The organism is Streptomyces tirandamycinicus (assembly GCF_003097515.1).
GTDB lineage: Bacteria > Actinomycetota > Actinomycetes > Streptomycetales > Streptomycetaceae > Streptomyces > Streptomyces tirandamycinicus.
Map to the genome: position 1 here is coordinate 703013 of NZ_CP029188.1, position 22495 is coordinate 725507.

General features: G+C 73.5%; 16 protein-coding genes and 1 pseudogene. 7 read left to right on the forward strand and 10 right to left on the reverse strand.

Annotated features, from left to right (window positions below; all coding sequences use genetic code 11):
- Positions 1 to 113: 113 nt before the first annotated feature.
- On the reverse strand, positions 114 to 1064 hold the full coding sequence (locus DDW44_RS03105; RefSeq protein ID WP_108905452.1) for a slipin family protein: 951 nt from the start codon (positions 1062 to 1064) through the stop codon (positions 114 to 116).
- A gap of 189 nt (positions 1065 to 1253) precedes the next feature.
- On the opposite strand from DDW44_RS03105, the gene DDW44_RS03110 reads away from it, so the two are divergent.
- A complete protein-coding gene (locus DDW44_RS03110; RefSeq protein WP_017947556.1) occupies positions 1254 to 1589 on the forward strand; it encodes a hypothetical protein in 336 nt (111 codons plus the stop codon).
- A 303-nt stretch (positions 1590 to 1892) separates the two neighbouring features.
- Positions 1893 to 2168, forward strand: coding sequence for a DUF6343 family protein (locus DDW44_RS03115; protein ID WP_017947555.1), 276 nt, complete (start codon positions 1893 to 1895; stop codon positions 2166 to 2168).
- Positions 2169 to 2171: 3 nt separating this feature from the next.
- Here DDW44_RS03115 and DDW44_RS03120 read toward each other — a convergent pair whose 3' ends face one another.
- Positions 2172 to 2534: a tetratricopeptide repeat protein gene (locus DDW44_RS03120; protein WP_017947554.1), complete on the reverse strand. Its 363-nt coding sequence runs from the start codon at positions 2532 to 2534 to the stop codon at positions 2172 to 2174.
- Between the two features lie 171 nt (positions 2535 to 2705).
- A complete protein-coding gene (locus tag DDW44_RS03125) occupies positions 2706 to 3668 on the reverse strand; it encodes a helix-turn-helix transcriptional regulator (RefSeq protein WP_108905453.1) in 963 nt (320 codons plus the stop codon).
- Positions 3669 to 3731: 63 nt separating this feature from the next.
- Between DDW44_RS03125 and DDW44_RS03130 the strand changes: the two genes are divergently transcribed.
- Entirely contained in the window at positions 3732 to 4874 is a 1143-nt protein-coding gene (locus DDW44_RS03130; RefSeq protein ID WP_108905454.1) for an epoxide hydrolase family protein, read from the forward strand.
- 104 nt (positions 4875 to 4978) lie between these two features.
- On the opposite strand, the gene coaE is transcribed toward DDW44_RS03130, so the two are convergent.
- The 3 genes from coaE to rpsA all read right to left on the reverse strand — a co-directional run bounded on the left by coaE (position 4979) and on the right by rpsA (position 8269).
- Complete coding sequence (gene coaE / locus DDW44_RS03135; RefSeq protein ID WP_018890281.1) at positions 4979 to 5581, reverse strand: dephospho-CoA kinase; 603 nt, start codon at positions 5579 to 5581, stop codon at positions 4979 to 4981.
- 58 nt (positions 5582 to 5639) lie between these two features.
- Complete coding sequence (locus tag DDW44_RS03140; protein ID WP_017947550.1) at positions 5640 to 6578, reverse strand: PAC2 family protein; 939 nt, start codon at positions 6576 to 6578, stop codon at positions 5640 to 5642.
- A 197-nt stretch (positions 6579 to 6775) separates the two neighbouring features.
- On the reverse strand, positions 6776 to 8269 hold the full coding sequence (rpsA, locus tag DDW44_RS03145) for a 30S ribosomal protein S1 (protein ID WP_017947549.1): 1494 nt from the start codon (positions 8267 to 8269) through the stop codon (positions 6776 to 6778).
- Positions 8270 to 8651: 382 nt separating this feature from the next.
- Between rpsA and DDW44_RS03150 the strand changes: the two genes are divergently transcribed.
- Positions 8652 to 9482 (forward strand): class I SAM-dependent methyltransferase, encoded by an 831-nt coding sequence (locus DDW44_RS03150; RefSeq protein WP_108905455.1) that lies wholly within the window; start codon positions 8652 to 8654, stop codon positions 9480 to 9482.
- Between the two features lies 1 nt (position 9483).
- Positions 9484 to 12377 (forward strand): annotated as a pseudogene (locus tag DDW44_RS33300) (ATP-dependent RNA helicase).
- A gap of 29 nt (positions 12378 to 12406) precedes the next feature.
- On the opposite strand, the gene pgfA reads toward DDW44_RS33300, so the two are convergent.
- From pgfA to DDW44_RS03170, 3 genes are all read right to left on the reverse strand, one after another.
- Positions 12407 to 13444, reverse strand: coding sequence for a cell envelope lipid trafficking protein PgfA (gene pgfA / locus DDW44_RS03160; protein ID WP_108905456.1), 1038 nt, complete (start codon positions 13442 to 13444; stop codon positions 12407 to 12409).
- Between the two features lie 17 nt (positions 13445 to 13461).
- Positions 13462 to 13599: an SPW_0924 family protein gene (locus DDW44_RS03165; RefSeq protein ID WP_108905457.1), complete on the reverse strand. Its 138-nt coding sequence runs from the start codon at positions 13597 to 13599 to the stop codon at positions 13462 to 13464.
- A gap of 178 nt (positions 13600 to 13777) precedes the next feature.
- Positions 13778 to 15529, reverse strand: coding sequence for a lytic transglycosylase domain-containing protein (locus DDW44_RS03170; protein ID WP_108905458.1), 1752 nt, complete (start codon positions 15527 to 15529; stop codon positions 13778 to 13780).
- Between the two features lie 225 nt (positions 15530 to 15754).
- Between DDW44_RS03170 and DDW44_RS03175 the strand changes: the two genes are divergently transcribed.
- On the forward strand, positions 15755 to 16603 hold the full coding sequence (locus DDW44_RS03175; protein WP_108905459.1) for a DUF4184 family protein: 849 nt from the start codon (positions 15755 to 15757) through the stop codon (positions 16601 to 16603).
- Positions 16604 to 17229: 626 nt separating this feature from the next.
- Here the strand turns inward: DDW44_RS03175 and polA are convergent.
- A complete protein-coding gene (gene polA, locus DDW44_RS03180; protein ID WP_108905460.1) occupies positions 17230 to 19944 on the reverse strand; it encodes a DNA polymerase I in 2715 nt (904 codons plus the stop codon).
- Between the two features lie 267 nt (positions 19945 to 20211).
- Between polA and DDW44_RS03185 the strand changes: the two genes are divergently transcribed.
- The gene (locus DDW44_RS03185; protein WP_108905461.1) at positions 20212 to 22491 is read left to right on the forward strand and encodes an FdhF/YdeP family oxidoreductase; all 2280 of its coding nucleotides are present in this window, start codon (positions 20212 to 20214) and stop codon (positions 22489 to 22491) included.
- Positions 22492 to 22495: the final 4 nt, after the last annotated feature.

Sequence of the window (22495 nt, forward strand, 5' to 3'; positions counted from 1 at the left end):
TCAGGGCGCAAGGCGGCGCCGGGCGCCGATGCGAGGTCGGGCCCGCCGCTCGCAGGGCAGGCGAGACGGGGGATCGCCGGGCGGGCCCGCGCCCCGGCGGGCCGCCGCCCGTCTCACCTCCGTTCGTCGTCCAGGGACTCGTGGCCCCCGTGCGCCGGGTCGCTCAGGGCCGCCGGGCTCTCCGGCACCACCGGCATGGGGAGGTCGGGCATGGCGGGCATGGCCGTCGCGTTGGTCACCGGCGTGTTCAGCGGCGGCTTCACCGCGTGCGGCTCGTGGTGGAGCTCCTCCTCGTCCCGGGCGGGGCCCGCGCCGCGTTCGAGGAAGCGCAGGAGCTCCACCGGGATCGGCAGGACCAGGGTGGAGTTCTTCTCTGCGGCGACCGCCATGACGGTCTGCAGCAGGCGCAGCTGCAGGGCCGCCGGTGTCTCCGACATCTGGTGCGCCGCCTCGGCCAGCTTCTTCGACGCCTGGAGTTCCGCGTCCGCGTTGATCACGCGTGCCCGGCGCTCCCGGTCGGCCTCCGCCTGGCGTGCCATGGAGCGCTTCATCGTCTCCGGCAGCGACACGTCCTTGATCTCCACCCGGTCGACGCTCACGCCCCAGCCCAGCGCCGGACTGTCGATCATGAGCTCGAGGCCCTGGTTGAGTTTCTCGCGGTTGGACAGGAGGTCGTCCAGCTCGCTCTTGCCGATGATCGAGCGCAGCGATGTCTGGGCCATCTGTGAGACGGCGAAACGGTAGTCCTCGACCCGCACGATGGCGTCGGCCGCGTCGACCACCTTGAAGTAGACGACGGCGTCCACCCTGACCGTGACGTTGTCCCTGGTGATTCCCTCCTGGGCGGGCACGGGCATCGTCACGATCTGCAGATTGACCTTGTGCAGCCGGTCCACGATCGGAACGATCATGGTGAATCCGGGTTCGCGGACCCGGTCGCGCAGCCGGCCGAGGCGGAAGACCACACCTCGCTCGTACTGCTTGACGACTCTGGCCGCAGCCATGACATAGGCGACGCAGGCGGCACCCGCCGCGACACCGAGCGCCACGAGATCCACTTCCATCACGGCACCCCCTGCTGTCTCACGCGTCCGGGAGGTTCGGTCTGTGGTTCAACCGTATTCCTGTACGGAGCGGCGGTCGAGCGCCGTGTGGGTACGGGCGTCCCCTGAGCGGGCGCATCCGGCGTGCGGACCCCCGAGGAGGTCCGGCAGGGTCTGAGCAGGAGTCCGCACCACAGACGGGGAGCAGTCATGGCCGTTCACCGGCGCCTCGGCATCGCCACCGGCGCAGTGCTTCTGACCGTCGCCCTCACCGGCTGCTCCGGCCTGGGCCGGACCGCCGTGGGCACCGTGAACTACGAGGCGGGCACGGCCCGCGTCGTCACGGTGTCCAACCCGGTGGTGACCGGCTGCCACAGACTGCTGCCGGCCGGCGCGGCGCGGATCGAGAACGCGACGCTGATCGACCTCATCGCCTACCGGACACCGGACTGCTCGGGCGGCGACACGACCTACATCGCGACGACACTGTTCAACAACATCGCTCCCGGCACCCAGCCCTGGCGGAGCTACCGCTGGGTCCACTGAGCCGCCATCCGGCCTCTCCGGCCGCACGCCCCGCGGGCCCGGCTCCCCCGCCCCTGCCCTTCCGGCCGTCACGGCCCGCGACCCGGCTCCCCCGCCCCTGCCCTCCCATCCGTCACGCTCAGCCGGCCCGGGTCCCCCGCCCTTCCGGGCGTGCCGCGACCGGCCGTGCTGTCCCTCCTCCCGGCGTCCCGACGGTGCCCGGCTCCCCGGGTCTTCTCCGGGCCTCCGCGGCTGCCTTCCCGGTGCGCGCTCTACCCGTCCCCGCGGTCCGGGTGGATGCTGGAAAGGGAAGGGACGAGGTCCATGCGTACGGGAAACGAACCGGCCACGGCGCGCAGTCCGCTGCGGATGCGGTTCTGGCTGAGCGTCTGGGGCCTGCTGTGGGCCGTCTCGGGGACGGCCGTCTTCGCGCTCGCCGAACGCCCCGGGTGGGCGATCGCCTGCGCGGTGCTGAGCCTGGTCGTCATGACCGACCTGATGATCGTGGTACACCGGTTGCACCAGGGGCCGCACTACCAGCCCGGTCGCGGTATCCCGCCCTACGAGCCGGACCGCGGGGACGGCCGGCGGCGCCGTTAGGGCTCAGGACTCGAAGCGTGCGGCTTCCAGGTACTCGGGCCTGGGATCGAGCGCGGCGGCGAGCCGGAAGTGCCGTTGCGCCTGGTCCGGGCGGCCGGAGCGCTGGAAGGTGCGTGCGAGGGCGAAGTGGGCGAAGGCGTTGTCGGGTTCGTGGTCGACTATGTGCTGGAACTCGCGCTCCGCCGAGCGCAGTTGCGCGGACGCGAAGTAGGCGCGCGCCCGCAGCAGCCGGGCCGCCCGGCTCTCCGGGTGGGCGGCGATGACCGAGTCGAGGAGCTTGATCGCCCCGCGTGGGTCCCGCGAGGCGAGCAGCTGCTCGGCCGCGCGGAAGTCGATGACGTGTGTTTCCGGGTTGGTCTCGGGCACGCTCGCATCCTTCCCTCCCTCTCACGTGTTCAACATCCCCGGCCGCGGGGTTTCCCGGCGGGGGCGCCGCGGACGGCGGGTCCCGCTCCGGGCCGGCGGCACGGTGCCCAAGGGCCCCGGCTCCCGGACGCCGGCCCTCGACGGCATCGTCGAACGACCGACGGCCGCGATTCATGTCGTGGACGCGCCACCCGCCGCGCGGCGGAACCTCTTCGCGAGGCGATCGAACGCCACCGCGAGCTCGGCTCCGTCGAGCACCTCGATGTCGGCGTCGAGCTGGGCCATCCACAGCGCGAGCCGGTCCGGGTCGTCGGAACCCAGCTCGACACGGCATGTGGACTCGTCGACCACCTCGACATCGACCGGAATGGGGATCTTCGCGGCGACCTGTGCGGCGGGCGCATGCACGAGTACCCGGGCGCGGTACGTCCAGGCCGCCTTGCTGACGCGTCCGACGACGTACTCGACGACATGGTCCTCCGGGATCACGCGCGGCTGGAACCGGGCACCCGTCGGTGCGTGCGGAACCATGCGGTCGACGCGGAAGACCCGCCAGTCGCCGCGGTCGAGATCCCACGCGAGCAGGTACCAGAGCGGCCCCCAGCTCACCAGCCGTTGCGGTTCGGTGTGGCGGGCCCTTTCGCCGCCCCCGGGCTTCGTGTACTTGAACCGGAGCCGTTCGTGGCCGCGGATCGCGGCGGCGACCGCGCCGAGAACCGAGGGATCGAGCGGCGGTCGAGCCCCCGGCACCACGCTCGTCGCCTCGCGTACCGCCTCGACGCGCCGGCGCAGGCGCGAGGGCAGCACCTGCTCCAGCTTCGCGAGCGCGGTGAGCGACGTCTCTTCGACGCCGAGCCGTTGCGTCGCGACCGCACCCAGTCCGACCGCGACGGCGACGGCCTCGTCGTCGTCGAGCAGCAGCGGGGGCATCACCGTCCCCGCGGCCAGCCGGTACCCGCCCGCGACGCCGGGGCGCGCGTCCACGGGGTAGCCGAGCGAACGCAGCTTGCCGATGTCGGTGCGCACCGTCCTCGTGCTGACGGCGAGCCGGTCGGCGAGCTCGGAGCTGGTCCAGTCGCGCCTGAGCTGGAGCAAGGACAGCAGTTCGAGCAGGCGGGCCGAGGTCTCGAGCATGTTCTCCATCCTCCCAGCAATCGCGGAAGCTACCCTGCCGCATTGTCTGGGAGCGTCGGTGCCATGAACGAGAACAACGCACTCACCCCGTTCCGCATCGACATCCCGCAGGCCGACATCGACGACCTTCGCGACCGGCTGGCACACACGCGCTGGCCGCTCCCCGTGCCGGGCCGGGACGATCGCACCGACTTCAGCCGCGGCATCCCGCTGGTGTACCTGAAGGAGCTGGCCGAGTACTGGCGCGACGGGTTCGACTGGCGTGCGCAGGAGGAGAAGCTCAACGAGTACGAGCAGTTCACGACGGTCGTCGACGGCCAGACGTTCCACCTCGTCCACGTGCGATCGACGAACCCGCAGGCCGCCCCGCTGATGCTGAACCACGGCTGGCCGGGCTCGTTCGTCGACTACCAGCGGCTCATCCCGCTGCTGACCGATGAGTTCCACGTGGTCGTCCCGTCGCTGCCCGGCTTCGGGTTCTCCACCCCGCTGTCGGGGACCGGCTGGGAGCTGGCGCGGACGACGGAGGCCTACGCCGAGATCATGACGCGTCTCGGCTACGAGAGGTTCGCGGCCCACGGCACCGATGTCGGTGCGGGCACCACCGGCCGCCTCGCGGCGCGCTACCCGGAGCGCGTCATCGGCACACACATCGGCAGCGACCCCAGGTGGCTCGGGTTGCTCGGCGACATATTCCCCTACCCCGACGGTCTGTCCGATGACGAGAAGGCCCAGATCGAGGCGGTGCGCACCGAGGATGCGGCCGAGCGCGGGTATCTCGAGATGCAGAACCACCGTCCCGACACGATCGGCGCGGCGCTCACCGACTCGCCGGTCGGTCAGCTCGCGTGGATCGCGGAGAAGTTCAAGACCAGGGCCGGCGGCGCCTACCGGACGCCGGACGAGTCGGTCGACCGCGACCAGCTCCTCACGAACATCAGCCTGTACTGGTTCACCCGCAGCGGCGCGTCGAGCGCGCAGTTCTACTACGAGTCCGAGCACTCCGGACTCGACGTGGTCATGGCCTCCCGTGTGCCGACCGGATGGGCCGTGTTCGACACCCACCCGCTCATGCGCCGCGCGGTGGACCCGGGGAAGGCGATCGGCCACTGGAGCGAGTTCTCCGAGGGGGGTCACTTCCCCGCGATGGAGGAGCCGGAGCTGCTCGCGGACGACATCCGCACCTTCTTCCGCGGCATTTCCTGATTCCGCCGCAGGGCCGGCGGGTCACGAAGACCCGTGCGAGGCCCGGCCGGTCCGGCAGGGTTCCGAACCGGATCGCCCAGCGCTGACCACGTCCGCAACGCGCCCTACGTGTGCCGTGCGCGTTCCCGCAGCTCCGCCCAGACCTCGCGGACCTGGGGCTCCAGTGCCTCCAGCGGCCCGTCGTTGTCGATGATCAGGTCGGCGACAGCCCGGCGCTGCTCGGGTTCGGCCTGCGCGGCCATCCGGGCGCGCGCCTCCGACTCGGTCATGCCGCGCAGCCGTACCAGCCGGTCCAGCCGGGTCCCGGGGGACGCGTCCACGACGACGACCAGGTCGTACAGGGGGGCGAGACCGTTCTCCGCGAGCAGCGGTACGTCGTGGACGACCACCGCGTCCGGGCCGGCCGCGGCCTCCAGCTCGGCCGACCGCGCCCCCACCAGCGGGTGCACGATGGCGTTGAGCCGGGCCAGCCGTTCGGCGTCGGAGAACACGATCGCGCCGAGCCGGGGCCGGTCGAGGGTGCCCTGTGGGGTGAGGACGTCGGGGCCGAACGCCTCGACGACGGCGGCCAGGCCCGGGGTGCCGGGTTCGACGACCTCCCGGGCGATCTCGTCCGCGTCGATCAGCACCGCGCCGTACGACGCGAGGAGCCGTGACACTTCGCTCTTGCCGGCGCCGATACCGCCGGTCAGGCCCACCTTCAGCATGGGCGGAAGCATAGGCGCGTGCCGGGCGCGGCGGTCCGCCGGGCCCGGGGACCCGGCCCTATGCGTCGCCCTCGCGTTCGGCCAGGAACCGCTCGAACTGCCGGCCGATCTCGTCCGCCGACGGGAGCTCCACCGGTTCGGCGACCAGGCTGCCCCGGGTGTCGGCGCCGGCGATGGCGTCGTACTGGTGCTCCAACCCCCTGACCAGGGACGTCAGCTCCTCGTCCCCCTCGCCGATCTGGCGTTCGATCTCGGTCTGGGTCCGCTGGGCCTGGGCGCGCAGGGTGTGCGCGATGCCGGGGAGCACCAGACCGGTCGCCGAGGTGATCGCTTCGAGTGCGGTCAGCGCGGCGTCCGGGTACGCGGAGCGGGCCACGTAGTGCGGCACATGGGCGGCGACGCCGAGGACGTCGTGGCCCCACTGGGCCAGCCGGTACTCGACCAGGGACTCCGCGCTGCCCGGCACCTGGGCCTCGTCGAAGGGACTGCGGTGACCGGGCATCAGGTCCGTGCGGCTGCCGTGCGGGGTGATGCCGACGGGACGGGTGTGCGGCACGCCCATGGGGATGCCGTGGAAGTTCACGGAGAGGCGCACGCCGAGCCGCTCGACGATCTGCCGTACGGCCGCGGCGAACAGCTCCCACTCGACGTCCGGCTCGGGGCCGGACAGCAGCAGGAACGGGGCGCCGGTGGCGTCCTGGACCAGCCGGACCTCCAGGGACGGGGTCTCGAAACCGGTCCAGCGGTCCCGGCGGAAGGTGAGCAGTGGGCGGCGGGCGCGGTAGTCGACGAGCCGGTCGTGGTCGAAGCGGGCCACCACCTGGTGGGGCAGGGATCCGAGCAGGGCGCCGACGAGTTGCTCGCCCGTCTCGCCCGCGTCGATGTACCCGTCGAAGTGGTAGAGCATGACGAGTCCGGCGGACTCCTGCGCCAGCGCCACGTCGACGACCGCCAGGCCCTTCGGCTCCCACTCGTACAGACTCTGCGGATCTCGCACCTTTACCGCCCCTTCTCCGTGTCTGAGGGGTCAACCCCGCGCCCGGTGCGATCATTCCCCGGCGCTGCCCGGGCCGCTCCGGAGAGCCGGTCGGGTGGGGGCCGCCGTCGCGGTGCGTTGCGGGAAACGGCGGAGGCCCGCCCCCCTCGTGAGGGGGGCGGGCCTCCGTACCGGTTGCCCGGTGGCCGGCGGGAGCCTCAGCTCTGGCCGCCTGCCAGCTTCTCGCGGAGCGCGGCGAGGGCCTCGTCCGACGCCAGGGCGCCGGAGTTGTCGTCCGACTCCGAGGAGTACGAACCGCCCTGCGGCGCGGCGGCCGGAGCGGCCTGCCCGCCCTCGGCAGCGGCGGCCTCGTCGGCCTCGCGGGACTTGATGACCTGCGCCTGGTGCTGCTCGAAGCGCTGCTGCGCCTCGGCGTACTGGCGCTCCCACTCCTCGCGCTGCTTCTCGTAGCCCTCGAGCCAGTCGTTGGTCTCGGGGTCGAAGCCCTCGGGGTAGATGTAGTTGCCCTGGTCGTCGTAGGACGCGGCCATGCCGTACAGGGTCGGGTCGAACTCGACCGACGCCGGGTCGGCACCGAAGGACTCGTTGGCCTGCTTGAGGGACAGCGAGATCCGGCGACGCTCGAGGTCGATGTCGATGACCTTGACGAAGATCTCGTCGTTGACCTGGACGACCTGCTCCGGGATCTCCACGTGGCGCTCGGCCAGCTCGGAGATGTGGACCAGGCCCTCGATGCCCTCGTCCACGCGGACGAACGCGCCGAACGGCACCAGCTTGGTGACCTTGCCCGGGACGACCTGGCCGATCTGGTGGGTGCGGGCGAACTGCTGCCACGGGTCCTCCTGCGTCGCCTTCAGCGACAGGGAGACACGCTCGCGGTCCATGTCCACGTCGAGGACCTCGACGGTGACCTCCTGGCCGACCTCGACGACCTCGGACGGGTGGTCGATGTGCTTCCAGGACAGCTCGGAGACGTGCACCAGGCCGTCCACGCCGCCCAGGTCCACGAAGGCACCGAAGTTGACGATCGAGGAGACGACGCCGGAGCGGACCTGGCCCTTCTGCAGGGTGGTGAGGAACGTCTGGCGGACCTCGGACTGGGTCTGCTCCAGCCAGGCGCGGCGGGACAGGACCACGTTGTTGCGGTTCTTGTCCAGCTCGATGATCTTGGCCTCGAGCTCCTTGCCGACGTACGGCTGGAGGTCGCGGACACGGCGCATCTCGACCAGGGAGGCCGGGAGGAAGCCGCGGAGGCCGATGTCGAGGATGAGACCACCCTTGACGACCTCGATGACGGTACCGGTGACGATGCCGTCCTCTTCCTTGATCTTCTCGATGGTGCCCCAGGCACGCTCGTACTGGGCGCGCTTCTTCGAGAGGATCAGGCGGCCTTCCTTGTCCTCCTTCTGGAGGACGAGGGCCTCGATCTCGTCACCGACGGCGACGACCTCGTTGGGGTCGACGTCGTGCTTGATCGAGAGCTCGCGGCTCGGGATGACACCTTCGGTCTTGTAACCGATGTCGAGCAGGACCTCGTCCCGGTCGACCTTCACGATGACGCCGTCGACGATGTCGCCGTCGTTGAAGTACTTGATCGTCTCGTCGATCGCGGCGAGGAAGGCTTCCTCGTTACCGATGTCGTTGACCGCAACCTGCGGGGTGGTGGCGGTGGTCTCGGTGCTGCTCGTCATGTGGGAAAGGGCTCCGGTACGGACATTGAAGTCGTAGGTACTGCTACGCCGTGAGCCCGTATCGCAGCTGCAGAAGCCGGACAGCCAAGGAAGCGCCAACCCCAGGAGGAATGGCGCCTCGACAACCGAGGGGACATGCAACAGATGCGAGCGCGGCCTGCTCCGTCTGAGGCGCGCAAGCCCGCAGCGCAACCTTTAGCATACGGGGGCGGCAGGGCACGGTCAATGCGCGAAGGCCCCCACCCGGGGCGGAACTCCGCATACCCGGCACAACTAAGGTTTGCCGAGGCCATGATGGCCGCGCCTCGCCCCCCGCGACACGGCCGCAGGGCCCTCGCGGCGTCTCCGGGCGAGGCACCAGCAACGTACAACGACGGGCGAGATGATCCAAGAGCACGAACCGGAGGCGACCCGGCGTCACACCGGCGGTGCGGAGAGCAGCCGCGCCAGCCGGGGCTGGTGGGACCGCAACGCCGACGAGTACCAGAGCGAGCACGGCTCCTTCCTCGGCGACGACCGGTTCGTCTGGGGACCCGAGGGCCTGGACGAGGCCGATGCCCGGCTGCTCGGGCCGGCAGAGGCCCTGCGGGGCGCCAACGTCCTGGAGATCGGCGCCGGCGCGGCCCAGTGCTCCCGCTGGCTGCTGGTCCAGGGCGCGCGGCCGGTGGCCCTGGACCTCTCGCACCGCCAGCTCCAGCACGCCCTGCGGATCGGCGCCGGCTTCCCCCTGGTCGAGGCGGACGCCGGCGCGCTCCCCTTCTCCGACGGCTCCTTCGACCTGGCGTGCTCCGCCTACGGGGCCGTGCCGTTCGTCGCCGACCCGGTGCGGGTGTTCCGGGAGGTCCGGCGGGTCCTGCGGCCCGGCGGCCGGTGGGTCTTCTCGGTCACCCACCCCGTCCGCTGGGCGTTCCCCGACGAGCCGGGCCCCGAGGGGCTGAGCGTCTCCGCCTCGTACTTCGACCGCACCCCGTACGTGGAGCAGGACGCGGAGGGCCGCGCCGTCTACGTGGAGCACCACCGGACGATCGGGGACCGCGTCCGCGACGTGGTGGCGGCCGGCTTCCGGCTGACCGACCTGGTCGAACCGGAATGGCCGGCCTGGAACAGCCAGGAGTGGGGCGGCTGGTCCCCGCTGCGCGGGAACCTGATCCCGGGGACGGCGATCTTCGTCTGCGAGCGGAGCGGGACAAGCCCCCTGGACGGGGGGACCTGACGTGGTCCGCGAGGAGGCCCTGGCCCTGCTTCCCGTGCGCACGGCCCTCCCCGTACTGCGACGGGCCCTGGACGCGCACGGCGCCGCCGTGCTGTGCGCGCCGCCCGGCACGGGCAAGACGACGCTGGTGCCGATCGCGCTCGCCGGGCTGCTGGACGACGACGGCGCCCGCGGCCGGGTCGTGGTCGCCGAGCCGCGGCGGATCGCGGCGCGCGCGGCGGCTCGGCGCATGGCGTGGCTGCTCGGTGAGCAGGTGGGCGGCCGGGTCGGCTTCACGGTGCGCGGCGAGCGGGTCGTCGGGCCCGGCACCGCGATCGAGGTCGTCACCACCGGAGTGCTGCTCCAGCGGCTCCAGCGGGACCCGGAGCTCGCCGGGGCCGGCACCGTGATCCTCGACGAGTGCCACGAACGGCACCTGGACGCGGACACCGCCGCGGCGTTCCTGCTCGACGTGCGCGAGACGCTGCGGCCCGAGCTGCGGCTGGTGGCGGCGTCGGCCACGACGGACGCGGAGGCCTGGGCGCGGCTCCTCGGCGACGCGCCGGTCGTCCGGGCCGAGGCCGCCGCCCACCCCGTCGAGGTGGTCTGGGCGCCGCCCGCCCGCCCGGTGCGCCCGCCGCACGGCACACGGGTCGACCCGGCGCTGCTCGCCCATGTGGCGTCGGTGGTCCGCGGGGCGCTGGCCGAGCGGACCGGGGACGTGCTCTGCTTCCTGCCGGGGGTGGCGGAGATCGCCCGGGTGGCCCGGCTGCTCGGGGACACCGGGGCCGAGGTGCTGCAGGTGCACGGGCGGGCACCGGCGGCCGTGCAGGACGCGGTGCTCTCCCCCGGGCGGCACCGCAGGGTGGTGCTGGCGACCTCGGTCGCGGAGTCGTCGCTGACCGTGCCCGGGGTCCGGGTCGTCGTGGACGCGGGGCTCGCCCGGGAGCCGCGCACCGACCACGCCCGCGGCCTCGGCTCGCTCACCACGGTGCGGGCCTCCCGGGCCGCGGCCCGGCAGCGGGCGGGCCGGGCGGGGCGGGAGGCTCCCGGCACGGTCTACCGCTGCTGGACCGAGGCCGAGCACACCCGGCTGCCGCGCTTCCCCGCGCCGGAGATCCAGGTGGCGGACCTGACGGCGTTCGCCCTGCAGGCGGCGTGCTGGGGAGATCCGGACGCCGCCGGTCTCGCCCTGCCGGATCCGCCGCCCGCGGGGGCGATGGCGGCGGCCCGCTCGGTCCTCACGGCCGTGGGCGCGGTCGGCCCGTCGGGCCGGGCGACCGACCGGGGGCGGCGCATGGCCCGCCTCGGACTCCATCCCCGGCTCGCCCGGGCCCTGGTCGACGGCGCGCCCGAGGTGGGCCCGCGGCGCGCCGCGGAGGTCGTCGCGCTGCTGAGCGAGGAGCCTCCGCGGGAGTACGGGGACGACGTGGCGGCCGCCTGGCGCACGGCCCGGCGCGGCGGCGACGCGTACGCCGCCCGCTGGCGCGCGGAGGCGGACCGGCTGACGCTGCTGCCCGTGTACCGGGGCGGACCGGTGATGCGGGGCGGCGATGTCATCCCGGAGGAGCGCACGGCCGTACCGGTGGAGCTGGACCGGGTCTTCGAGAGCCTGCACACGACCTCGGAGGCGCTCGGCCCGCGCGGCGCGAACGACGACGGCGCGCTGTCGCGGCTGCTGGGCGTGAGCGCGGACAACCTCGAGGGGCAGGGCGAGGCGATCCACCAGTCGGTGGAGGACCTCTCCCTGGCGGTGACCACTCTGTCGGACGGGCGGCAGGACCTGATCAAGCAGATCAACCTCCAGCAGCAGGCCGCGGGCTGTGCGCAGGGCTCCGGAGGCGGAGACCAGGCGGCGGCGACGCGTACGCCGCCCGCTGGCGCGCGGAGGCGGACCGGCTGACGCGCTCGCTCGGCGGTGCCGGGGACGCCCCGGCCGGTGCGGCGGCCGCCTCCGACGACACGGTCGCCGGGTTCGTGACCGCGCTCGCCTTCCCCGAGCGGCTCGCGCGGGCGCGGGGCGGCGCTTCGTACCTGATGGTCTCCGGGACCGGCGCGGAGCTCGGCGAGGGGTCGGCGCTGCGCGGCTCCCCCTGGCTGGCGGTGGCGGTGGCCGGACGGCAGGCGCAGGCCGCGTCCGCGCGGGTGCGGCTCGCCGCCGTCGTGGACGAGGGGACCGCACGCGCCGCCGCGGAGCACCTGCACTCCCGCGGCGAGGAGGTGCACTGGGAGGACGGCGACGTCGTCGCCCGCCGGGTGGAGCGGCTGGGCGCGGTGGAGCTGTCCGTGCGCCCGCTGCCGGAGCCGGGGACCGGCCTGGTCCGGGACGCGCTGCTGGAGGGGCTCCGCCGCGAGGGCCCGGGGCTGCTCGGGTGGTCGCGGGACGCCGCGGCGCTGCGGCAGCGGCTCGGCTTCCTGCACCGGGTACGGGGCGCGCCCTGGCCGGACGTGTCGGACACGGCCCTGCTGGATCGCGCCGGCGAGTGGCTGGAGCCCGAGCTGTCCCGGGCCCGCCGCCGGGCCGGTCTGGCGGCGATCGACGCCGGGCCGTGCCTGCGGCGGCTGCTCCCCTGGGCCTCGGGCGAGGCGGTCCGCCTCGACGAGCTGGCCCCGGAGCGGATCGAGGTGCCGAGCGGGTCGCGGATCCGGGTGGACTACACGGGCGAGCAGCCCGTGCTGGCGGTGAAGCTCCAGGAGCTGTTCGGGCTGCGGGAGACGCCGCGTCTGGCCGGGGTGCCCGTGCTCGTCCATCTCCTGTCGCCCGCGGGGCGTCCCGCGGCGGTGACCGCGGACCTGGCCTCGTTCTGGCGCGACGGGTACCGGGCGGTGCGGGCCGAGTTGCGCGGGCGCTACCCGAGGCATCCCTGGCCGGAGGACCCGGCGACGGCGGAGCCCACGCGGGGTGTGAAGCGCTGACCGCGGCCCCGGGACGGCGGCGGCGCCGGTCACGCCCCGGCCGGCCCGGGTTCGCGTTCCGGCGGGCGGTCGCCGCCTGGTTCCGGGGGGCCGCCGCCGGGTCCCGGGGGGCCGCCGCCCGCGGGCCGGCGGGAGCGCGCCTCGAGGAGGAGGGAGAGCGCGAGGAGACCCGCGCCGAGGCCCAGGAAGGTCCACGGCAGGTGGGAGACGAGCAGGAGCACGAGCCCGCGGTGGGTTGCCACCTGGGCGACCGTGCGGTCCACGTAGTCCGCGCGCATCCGGACGTGCCCGGAGAACGCGGTCACCCGGTCGCGGCCGCCGAGCAGCGAACCGCCGCGCAGTTCCTCGGTGTGGATCTCCTCACCGTTGACGGGCGCCCCGGTGACCGGCTCCACCCAGAACATGCGCCTGGTGGTGTACCAGCGGGTGGTGCCGGTCCGTTCCTCCAGCGTCGACGCGTCGATGCCGGGTATCGGCATCTTCCTGGGGTACGGCACCTTGGTCCACGGGACCGTCTGCTCGAAGTAGTAGACCTCCAGTCCGCGGAAGGTCCGGGTCCCCTTGTAGTGGATGGGGGCGGAGGTCCTGGTCTGGGCGTCGAAGTACGCGTAGTCCCGCTTCTCGGTGAGGAAGGGCCACTTGAACGCGATGCCCTCGCGCCGGACCGGGTCGCCGTCGACCATCTCCCCCGGGGCGTGCACGGGTGCCTGGGTGTGGGCGTCGAAGATGTACCGCTCGGGGATCTGGGAGACCATCTCGCCGTCCGGCCCCTGGACGTGGGAGAGGGAGTCCCAGACCACCACGTCCCGGCCCGTGCGGCGCCCGATCCGCCGGGACTCCTCCACGTTGCCCTTGAGGGTCTGCACGATGGTGACCTTCTCCACCTGCTCCGCCCGCATGGTGTCGTACCTCAGCAGGGTCGCCGGCCTCGCCTCGAGCACCGTCTCCTGGTACTGGCCCGGCGGGATCCTGGCCAGCCGGGGGAAGGCGTACCAGCGCAGCACCGGCGCCAGCGCCGCGAGGAAGACGGCGAACGACAGCAGTACGAGGCTGGCTCTGCGGCGCACGGCGGCTGCCCCTCCCGCTACTTCACGGGTCCGGGGACGGTGGTGAGGAGCGGTCTGGGCGAGGTCTCCCCGGGCGGCACGTCGACTACGGCGATGAGCAGCACGACGAGCAGCACGGGGGCCAGCCCGGCGGCGGTGGCGACGAGGGCGCGCATGGTCGGCCTCCCGGGTACGCGGTCTGGGTCTGATGGGTCGTCAGAGCGGCGGGCGGGGGCACCGTAGCAACGCGGCCCGGAGAAGAGAACACGTCCCGCCGCACACCGCACCGCCCCTCCGCGGGGATACGCGCGGAGGGGCGGTGCGGTGTGCGGGCCGCGGGGCGGGCCGGGCGGGTCAGCCGGCCGGGGCCGGCGGGGCGGCGACCTCCAGTTCGAGGGTCAGTACCGCGCCGCCCTCGGTCGTCAGACGGAGCAGGAACGTCCCGGACCGGTCGTCCGAGAAGATCTTCGGCAGCACCAGCACGCCGTCGGCGCCGGTCGTCAGCTCCGTGAGCGTGCGGACCGGATTGCCCTCGGGGTCCTTGAAGTAGGGGCCCTCGGTGTTCTCGGCCGGGTCGTCGGCCGTGGTGACCATCGTGGCCGTGACGGCCACACCCGCGGCCGTGCCGCCCTTGAACGTGGCCTTGACCTCGACCGCGTGGTCGAACTCGGAGGACGGCGAGGCGGTCAGCTCCTCGTCGCCGGTCCGCACCAGGGTGTCCGCCTGACGGGGGGTGACGGTCGCGGTGTAGTCGAGCCGGGGCAGCGCCCGGCCGGCGACGGTCACCCGGATGGTGAAGTCGCCGGTCTTCTCACCGGCCTTCAGTGCGGGGGCGGCGGCCACGCCGCCCTGCCCGGTGCGCACGACCGCGCGTGTGCGGTCGCCGGAGAACCGGGCGTCCGTGTCGCCGACGAGCTCGAAGACGAGGTCGGCGCCGACGACCGACTGACCGGAGCGGCTCTTCGCCCGGACCTTCGGCAGCTCGGCGAAGTCCTCGCCGGCGGTGGCGGCGGGACGTCCGCCGCCGGCGTTCTCGATACCGAACACCGTCGCGGAGGGCGGAGGGGTCGGGGGGGCCGGCTTCGCCGGGGGGGTCGGGCCGGGGGACGGCGTGCCGGTCCCCGGCTTCGCGGGGGGAGGCTTGGGGCTGCCGGTCGAGCCGCCGGGCACCGAGGGGGACGACGGCGGGCCGGGCGTGGCTCCCGGCGCAGTCGGGGTGGCGGGCGTGGTGGGAGCCGTCGGTGGGGTCGCGGTGGCGGGCGTGGTGCCCGTGCCCGTGGAGCCGCCGCCGCTGCTCTCGACGGGCAGGACTCCCGAACCGTCGGGAACCTCGTGGGTGCCCCGCTGGTAGTACGCGAACCAGGACAGGACCGTGCGCAGGTACTCCCGCGAGCGGTTGTAGCTCAGGATCGCCCGGTCGAGGTCCTCCTTGACGGACAGGTCGCGGCTGCCGGCGCACAGGTACTTCGCGGCGGCGAGCGCCGCGTCGTGGATGTTGTTCGGGTCCTTGCGGCCGTCGCCGTTGGCGTCCTGGCCCCAGGTGGCCCAGGTGGACGGGATGAACTGCATCGGGCCGACCGCACGGTCGTGGGTGCGGTCGCCGTCGTAGGCGCCGTCATCGGTGTCGGAGATGTCGGCGAACCCGACCCCGTTCAGCACCGGGCCGAGTATCGGGGAGAACGTCGTGCCGTCGGCGTCGACCCGCCCGCCGCGCGCCTGCCCGGACTCGACCTTGCCGATCGCGGCGAGCAGCTGCCAGGGGAGGCGGCAGCCGGGGTCGCTCGCGGCGACGGCCTGCTCGGCCTGCTTGTACGCGCTCAGCACGGTGGCCGGAATCCCCGCCTCCGCTTCGCCGACCGCGGGCAGAGGGGCCGCAGCGCCGGGCTTGTTGGGGCTGTTCAGCGGCGGCAGGTCCGTGTAGTAGGGGGAGTTGCCGGTCGCCGAGGAGCCGGTGGGCGGGGTCGCTCCGGAGGCCTGCGCGTCGCCGCCGGTGGCGGTCGGCGCGACACCCGGCGCCTGCGACGCGGAGAGCGCGGCGACGGCGACCGCCGCCACCGCCGTCGTGGTGGCCCCCTTGCGCAGCCGGCGGCCGAATTGCGCTGCCATACCCCTGAATCCCTCCCCGTAGGCCGCTGTTCGCGCTCGCGCGCGATGTACCGTGCGACACTACGGCAACCCCCCGCACGGCGACACCGGCACCCCGGCCACTCTCGCGGACCGTTCACCCCGCGTCCACAGCCGGCATGGGGGCGTCCGGGTCGCAGGACACACCACCGGTTCCCGCATACTGGGCGGCATCGTTCGAAAACGGTCTTACGGGGGCGACTTACCATGCCTTTCACGCTCAGTCACGCGGCGGCGGTACTGCCCTGCATCCGCAGGGACGGTGCGGCGCGGGGGCCACTGGTCGCCTCCGCACTCGTCGCGGGCTCGTTCGCACCCGACATGACCTACTTCACGGCGAGTGTGCTGCCCGGCGCGATGCGGTTCGGCGAGGTGACGCACGGCCCGCTGGGGGTACTGACGGTCGACGTCGTCATCGCGGCGGGCCTGGTGGGGCTCTGGCTGATGGTGCGTGAGCCGCTGCTGGCCCTGCTCCCGCGCCGCCTTCAGGCCCGCGCCCACGCCATGGTGCGCGGTGACGCCCCGCACGGCCGGACGCGGGCGTCGCTGGCGCTGTGGTTCTGGGTCTCCGCGGCGATCGGTGCGGCGACGCACGTCGTCTGGGACGCCTTCACGCACTTCGACCGCTGGGGCACCCGGGCGCTGCCGGTGCTCGCGGAATCCGTCGCGGGATTCCCCCTCTACACGTACACGCAGTACGGGAGTTCGATCCTGGCGCTGGTGGCACTGGGCTGGTTCGCCCGGTCCGCGTGGCAGCACACTCCCGGTCACACCGGACCGGTGCCCGTACCGTCGATCGGCCGGCGCGGGCGGTGGGCCGCGGTGGCCCTGCTGACGCTGTGCGTCCTCGCGGGAACCGCGCATCGCTGCGTGCGCTTCTACCAGTACTGGGGCCGGATCGACACGCCCCTCGACATCATTCCGACCGCGTGCTTCGGGGCGGGCGCCGGGCTCGCGGTGGGCCTGGTGCTGTACGGCGCGGCGGTCCGGATGTGGTCACGGCGCGGCACCGGCCCGGACGCGGCGGCCCCGCGGGAGCGGGCGGGCGTGTCCTGACGGCCCGGCCGGCCGTACTCCCCGGCCGAGGTCCGGGCCGACCGTACTCCCCCGCCGAGGTCCGGGCCGGCCCGGGCACGCATCTCCCGGCCGGCCGCGACAGCCGCCCGTTCCCCGCCCGCAACCATCCGCAACCGCGCGCCCGGCAGGGCCCGCAGGGAAGGCCGACCCGGCAAGGGCCGCACCGAACCCCCCGCAGGCACGCGCCCACCGCCGGCCGCACACCAACGGCCGTACGGGACCGGCCGCCTCGTGGCCCGGCGGCCGTACACCAACGGGCTTACCGGATCCGCCACCTCGTGGCCTGGTGACCGCACACCAACGGCCGTACACCGACGGGCTTGCGGGATCCGCCACCACGTGGCTCCACGGCCGCACGGGAACGTGGCGCCACGTCGCGCAGCGGCCGCCCCGCGGCACCCCGCACGGGAGCCCGGCGCGGGGAGCCGTCACCGCGGGGGGCACCTCGCCGGTCGTGCCCGGCTCGCGGCCGACGGGCCGACGCGCGGCGCCCCGCACCCGCCCACCGCACGCCGGACGCACCGCGCGGACGCACCGCACGCCGGACGCACCGCGCGGGCGCGCGGCGCCCAGCTCACCCGGCAGCGCCCCCCAGCCCGTTGGTGTCAGTGGGCGGCGGACTCCCAGTCCGGGCCCACGCCGACCGAGACGTCCAGCGGTGCGCGCAGTTCCGCCGCCGCGGGCATCTCGCGGCGGACGAGCTCCTCGACCCGCTCGCGCTCGCCCGGGGCGATCTCCAGGACGATCTCGTCGTGGACCTGGAGCAGCATCCGGGAGGTGAGCCCTTCCGCCCGCAGCGCGGCGTCGACCCGCAGCATCGCCATCTTGACGATGTCCGCCGCCGTGCCCTGGATCGGCGCGTTGAGCGCCATGCGCTCGGCCGCCTCACGGCGCTGGCGGTTGTCGCTGTTGAGGTCCGGGAGGTAGCGGCGGCGGCCGAACATCGTCGCCGTGTAGCCCGTGGCCCGCGCCTCGTCCACGACCCGGCGCAGATAGTCGCGGACCCCGCCGAACCGCTCGAAGTAGGTGTCCATCAGGGCCCGCGCCTCGGCCGCCTCGATGTTCAGCTGCTGGCTGAGGCCGAACGCGGAGAGACCGTAGGCCAGTCCGTACGACATCGCCTTGATCTTGCGGCGCATCTCCGCGTCGACCGCGGACCGGCCGACACCGAAGACCTGGGAGGCCACCGTCGTGTGCAGGTCCTCGCCCGAGGCGAACGCCTCGATCAGGCCCTCGTCCTCCGAGAGGTGGGCCATCACACGCAGCTCGATCTGGCTGTAGTCGGCGGTCATCAGCGACTCGAAGCCCTCGCCGACGACGAAGCCGCGGCGGATCGCGCGGCCCTCGTCGGTGCGCACCGGCACGTTCTGCAGGTTCGGGTCGGTGGAGGAGAGCCGCCCGGTCGCGGCGACCGTCTGGCTGAAGGTGGTGTGGATCCGGCCGTCCGCGGCGATGGTCTTGATCAGGCCCTCGACGGTGGAGCGCAGCCGGGCCTGCTCGCGGTGGCGCAGCATGATCACCGGCAGCTCGTGGTCGGTCTGACCGGCGAGCCAGGCCAGCGCGTCGGCGTCGGTCGTGTAACCGGTCTTGGTCTTCTTGGTCTTGGGGAGGTTCAGCTCCCCGAAGAAGACCTCCTGGAGCTGCTTGGGCGAGCCGAGGTTGAACTCGTGGCCCACCGAGGCGTGGGCCTCCTTGACGGCCTGCTGCACCGCTCCGGCGAACTGCTGCTCCATGGCCTCCAGATGGGCCCGGTCGGCGGAGATGCCGTGCCGCTCCATCCTGGCCAGCAGCAGCGACGTGGGCAGTTCCATGTCGTGCAGCAGCTCGCCCGCCCCCACCTCGTCGAGCTTCCCGCCGAACGCCTCGCCCAGGTCGAGGACGGCGCGGGCCTGCGCCATCAGGGCGTCGGCCTCGGCCTGCTCGTCCTCGGCGCCGAAGGCGAGCTGCCCGTCGGCGGCGGCCGGTGCCAGCTCGCGGTGGAGGTACTCCACGGAGAGGGCGTCCAGGGCGAAGGACCGGCGGCCGGGCTTGACCAGATAGGCGGCCAGGGCGGTGTCCATGGCGATGCCCCGGAGGTCCCATCCGTGCTCGGGGAAGACCCGGAGCAGCTCCTTCGCGCTGTGCACGACCTTCGGCCGCTCCGGGTCGGACAGCCAGGCGGCGAAGGCCCGGTCGTCGGCCTCGTCGAGCTGGGTCGTGTCGAACCAGGCCGCCTCCCCGCCGGCGGCCGCGAGTGCGATCTCGCTGACGCTGCCGACGCCCAGCGCCCAGGCGGCGACCGAGGCGACGCCGAGGGGCGCTCCGCCGTGCCGCTCCAGCCAGGGCGCCAGCTCGCCGGGGCCGAGCACACTGCCGTCCAGCTCCACACCGGCGGCCGGGGCCGGGACCTCGTCCTCCGCGGCGCCCGGGTCGACGGCGAGCAGCCGCTCGCGCAGGCTCGGGTTGCGGATCTCCAGGATCTCCAGGAAGCCCTTCAGCGCGGTCCGGTCGTACGGGGCGCGTGCGAGGTCGGCGACGGACTTCGGCAGCTCCACGTCACGGACCAGCTCCGTCAGGTGACGGTTGAGCTTGACGGCCTCCAGATGGTCGCGGAGCGCCTGGCCGACCTTGCCCTTGACCTCGTCGGCGCGCTCGACGAGCTCCGCGAAGGAGCCGAACTGGTTGATCCACTTCGTGGCGGTCTTCTCGCCGACGCCGGGAATGCCCGGGAGGTTGTCGGACGGGTCGCCGCGGAGGGCGGCGAAGTCCGGGTACTGGGAGGGGGTCAGCCCGTACTTCTCGAGGACCTTCTCCGGGGTGAAGCGGGTCAGCTCGGAGACGCCCTTGGTCGGATAGAGCACGGTGACGTGGTCGGAGACCAGCTGGAAGGAGTCCCGGTCGCCGGTGACGATCAGCACCTCGAAGCCCGCGGCCTCGGCCTGGGTGGCGAGGGTCGCGATGATGTCGTCGGCCTCGAAGCCGTCCACCGCGAACCGCACCGCGTTCATCGTGTCGAGCAGTTCGCCGATCAGCTCGACCTGGCCCTTGAACTCGTCCGGGGTCGAGGAGCGGTTGGCCTTGTACTCGGGGAAGTCCTGGGACCGCCAGGTCTTCCGGGAGACGTCGAAGGCCACGGCGAAGTGCGTGGGCGCCTCGTCGCGGAGCGTGTTCGCCAGCATCGACGCGAAGCCGTAGATCGCGTTGGTCGTCTGGCCGCTCGCGGTGGTGAAGTTCTCCGCGGGCAGGGCGAAGAACGCCCGGTACGCCAGCGAGTGCCCGTCCATGAGGAGCAGGCGCGGACGGGTTTCCTCATGGGTCTTCTTCGATGCTGTCTCAGCCACGCCCCCGATCCTGCCACGGCCCACCGACAACGCCGCCCATGCCGCCCGCGGCGGCCCCCGGCGGCCGGACCCCGTCCACGGCCCCGGCCGCCACCGCCACCACCGGCGGGCGCCGCCACCGCCACCGGCCGCCACCGCCACCACCGGCGGGCGCCGCCACCGCCACCGGCCGCAACCGCCACCGCCGGGCGCCACCGGCGCCGCCGCGTGACAGGATCGGAGGTCACGGCACGTCTTCCCCGATGTCCGCGCCCGAAGGAGAGCACGATGGCCACCAAGCCGCCCGAAGGCGACCCGGTGCAGGACGCGCCCCGGGTCGACGCACCCCGGCACAGCGCGGCCGGCCTTCCCGCGATCGGGCACACGCTCAGGATCGCGCAGCAGCAGATGGGGGTGGCGCGCACCGCCCGCACCCTGCTCAAGGTCAACCAGAAGGACGGCTTCGACTGCCCCGGCTGCGCCTGGCCCGAGGGCGAGCGCCGCCATGTGGCGGAGTTCTGCGAGAACGGCGCGAAGGCGGTGGCGGAGGAGGCGACGCTGCGCCGGGTCACGCCGGACTTCTTCGCCGCGCACCCGGTGTCCGACCTGGCCACCCGCAGCGGGTACTGGCTGGGGCAGCAGGGCCGGATCACCCGGCCCGTGTACCTCGCGGAGGGGGCGGACCACTACGAGCCGGTGAGCTGGGAGCGGGCCTTCGAGATCCTCGCCGGGGAGCTGCGGGCGCTGGACTCCCCCGACGAGGCCGTCTTCTACACCTCCGGCCGCACCGGCAACGAGGCCGCCTTCCTGCTGCAGCTCTTCGCCCGCGAGTTCGGCACCAACAACCTGCCGGACTGCTCCAACATGTGCCACGAGTCCTCGGGCTCGGCGCTGACCGAGACCCTGGGCGTGGGCAAGGGCAGCGTCTCCCTGGAGGACCTGCACCGGGCCGACCTGATCATCGTCGCCGGGCAGAACCCGGGCACGAACCATCCGCGGATGCTGTCCGCGCTGGAGGAGGCCAAGCGGTCCGGAGCGAAGATCATCTCGGTGAACCCGCTGCCCGAGGCGGGACTGGAGCGGTTCAGGAACCCGCAGACCGCGCGGGGCCTGATCAAGGGCGTCCCCCTCACCGACCTCTTCCTCCAGATCCGCATCGGCGGCGACCAGGCCCTCTTCCGGTTGCTCGGCAAGCTGGTCCTGGAGGCCCCGGGCGGGGTCGACGAGGCGTTCGTACGGGAGTACACGCACGGCTACGAGGAGTTCGCCGCCGCGGCCCGCGCCGCGGACTGGGACGAGACGCTCGCCGCGACCGGCCTGGACCGCCGGGACATCGAGCGCGCGGCGCGCATGGTCCTCGCGTCGAAGCGGACGGTCGTGTGCTGGGCGATGGGGCTGACCCAGCACAAGCACGCCGTCGCGACCATCCGCGAGGTGGTCAACCTGCTGCTGCTGCGCGGCTGCGTCGGCCGCCCCGGTGCCGGGGTGTGCCCGGTGCGCGGCCACTCCAACGTGCAGGGCGACCGCACGATGGGCATCTTCGAGCGCCCCTCGGAGTCCTTCCTGGACGCTTTGGAGAAGGAGTTCGGCTTCGCCCCGCCGCGGCACCACGGCCTCGACACCGTCCGGGCCATCAGGGCGCTGCGGGACGGCGAGGCGAAGGTGTTCTTCGCCATGGGCGGCAACTTCGTCGGCGCCTCGCCCGACACGGAGGTCACGGAGGCGGCGATGCGCCGCGCCCGGCTCACGGTGCACGTGTCGACGAAGCTCAACCGCTCGCACGCGGTGACCGGGACGCGGGCGCTGATCCTGCCCACGCTCGGCCGGAGCGACCGGGACGAGCAGCGGAGCGGCCGGCAGTTCGTGACGGTCGAGGACTCCATGGGCATGGTGCACGCGTCCCGCGGCAACCTGCCGCCGGCGAGTGAGCACCTGCTGTCCGAGCCGGCGATCGTGGCCAGGCTGGCCCGCGCGGTGCTCGGCCCGGCGTCCAGGACGCCGTGGGAGGAGTTCGAGAGGGACTACGCCGCCATCCGGGACCGGATCTCCCGGGTGGTGCCCGGTTTCGAGGACTTCAACGCGAGGGTCGCCCGCCCCGGCGGGTTCACCCTCCCCCACGCCCCGCGCGACGAGCGCCGCTTCCCCACGGCGACGGGCCGGGCGAACTTCACCGCGGCGCCGGTGGAGTACCCGGAGATCCCCGAGGGGCGGCTGCTGCTGCAGACGCTGCGCTCCCACGACCAGTACAACACCACGATCTACGGGCTCGACGACCGCTACCGGGGTGTCCGGGGTGGCCGCCGCGTCGTCCTGGTGAACCCGGAGGACGCGGCGGGTCTGGGGCTCGCGGACGGCGCGTACGCCGATCTCGTCGGCGAGTGGACGGACGGCGTGGAGCGGCGGGCGCCCGGCTTCCGCGTGGTGCACTACCCGACCGCGCGGGGCTGCGCGGCCGCGTACTACCCGGAGACCAACGTCCTGGTGCCGCTGGACGCCACCGCGGACACCAGCAACACCCCCGCCAGCAAGTCCGTGATCGTGCGTCTGGAACAATCACCGACCGACTGAGCGT

What these genes read in the sequence shown, in the direction of transcription:
- DDW44_RS03130 (WP_108905454.1), top strand. Translation starts at nt 3,732, where the DNA reads ATGAACGAGAACAACGCACTCACCCCGTTCCGCATCGACATCCCGCAG.
- DDW44_RS03185 (WP_108905461.1), top strand. Translation starts at nt 20,212, where the DNA reads ATGGCCACCAAGCCGCCCGAAGGCGACCCGGTGCAGGACGCGCCCCGG.
- DDW44_RS03125 (WP_108905453.1), bottom strand. Translation starts at nt 3,668, where the DNA reads ATGCTCGAGACCTCGGCCCGCCTGCTCGAACTGCTGTCCTTGCTCCAG.
- DDW44_RS03170 (WP_108905458.1), bottom strand. Translation starts at nt 15,529, where the DNA reads ATGGCAGCGCAATTCGGCCGCCGGCTGCGCAAGGGGGCCACCACGACG.
- DDW44_RS03105 (WP_108905452.1), bottom strand. Translation starts at nt 1,064, where the DNA reads ATGGAAGTGGATCTCGTGGCGCTCGGTGTCGCGGCGGGTGCCGCCTGC.
- DDW44_RS03110 (WP_017947556.1), top strand. Translation starts at nt 1,254, where the DNA reads ATGGCCGTTCACCGGCGCCTCGGCATCGCCACCGGCGCAGTGCTTCTG.
- coaE (WP_018890281.1), bottom strand. Translation starts at nt 5,581, where the DNA reads ATGCTGAAGGTGGGCCTGACCGGCGGTATCGGCGCCGGCAAGAGCGAA.
- DDW44_RS03165 (WP_108905457.1), bottom strand. Translation starts at nt 13,599, where the DNA reads ATGCGCGCCCTCGTCGCCACCGCCGCCGGGCTGGCCCCCGTGCTGCTC.
- DDW44_RS03115 (WP_017947555.1), top strand. Translation starts at nt 1,893, where the DNA reads ATGCGTACGGGAAACGAACCGGCCACGGCGCGCAGTCCGCTGCGGATG.
- rpsA (WP_017947549.1), bottom strand. Translation starts at nt 8,269, where the DNA reads ATGACGAGCAGCACCGAGACCACCGCCACCACCCCGCAGGTTGCGGTC.
- DDW44_RS03150 (WP_108905455.1), top strand. Translation starts at nt 8,652, where the DNA reads ATGATCCAAGAGCACGAACCGGAGGCGACCCGGCGTCACACCGGCGGT.
- DDW44_RS03175 (WP_108905459.1), top strand. Translation starts at nt 15,755, where the DNA reads ATGCCTTTCACGCTCAGTCACGCGGCGGCGGTACTGCCCTGCATCCGC.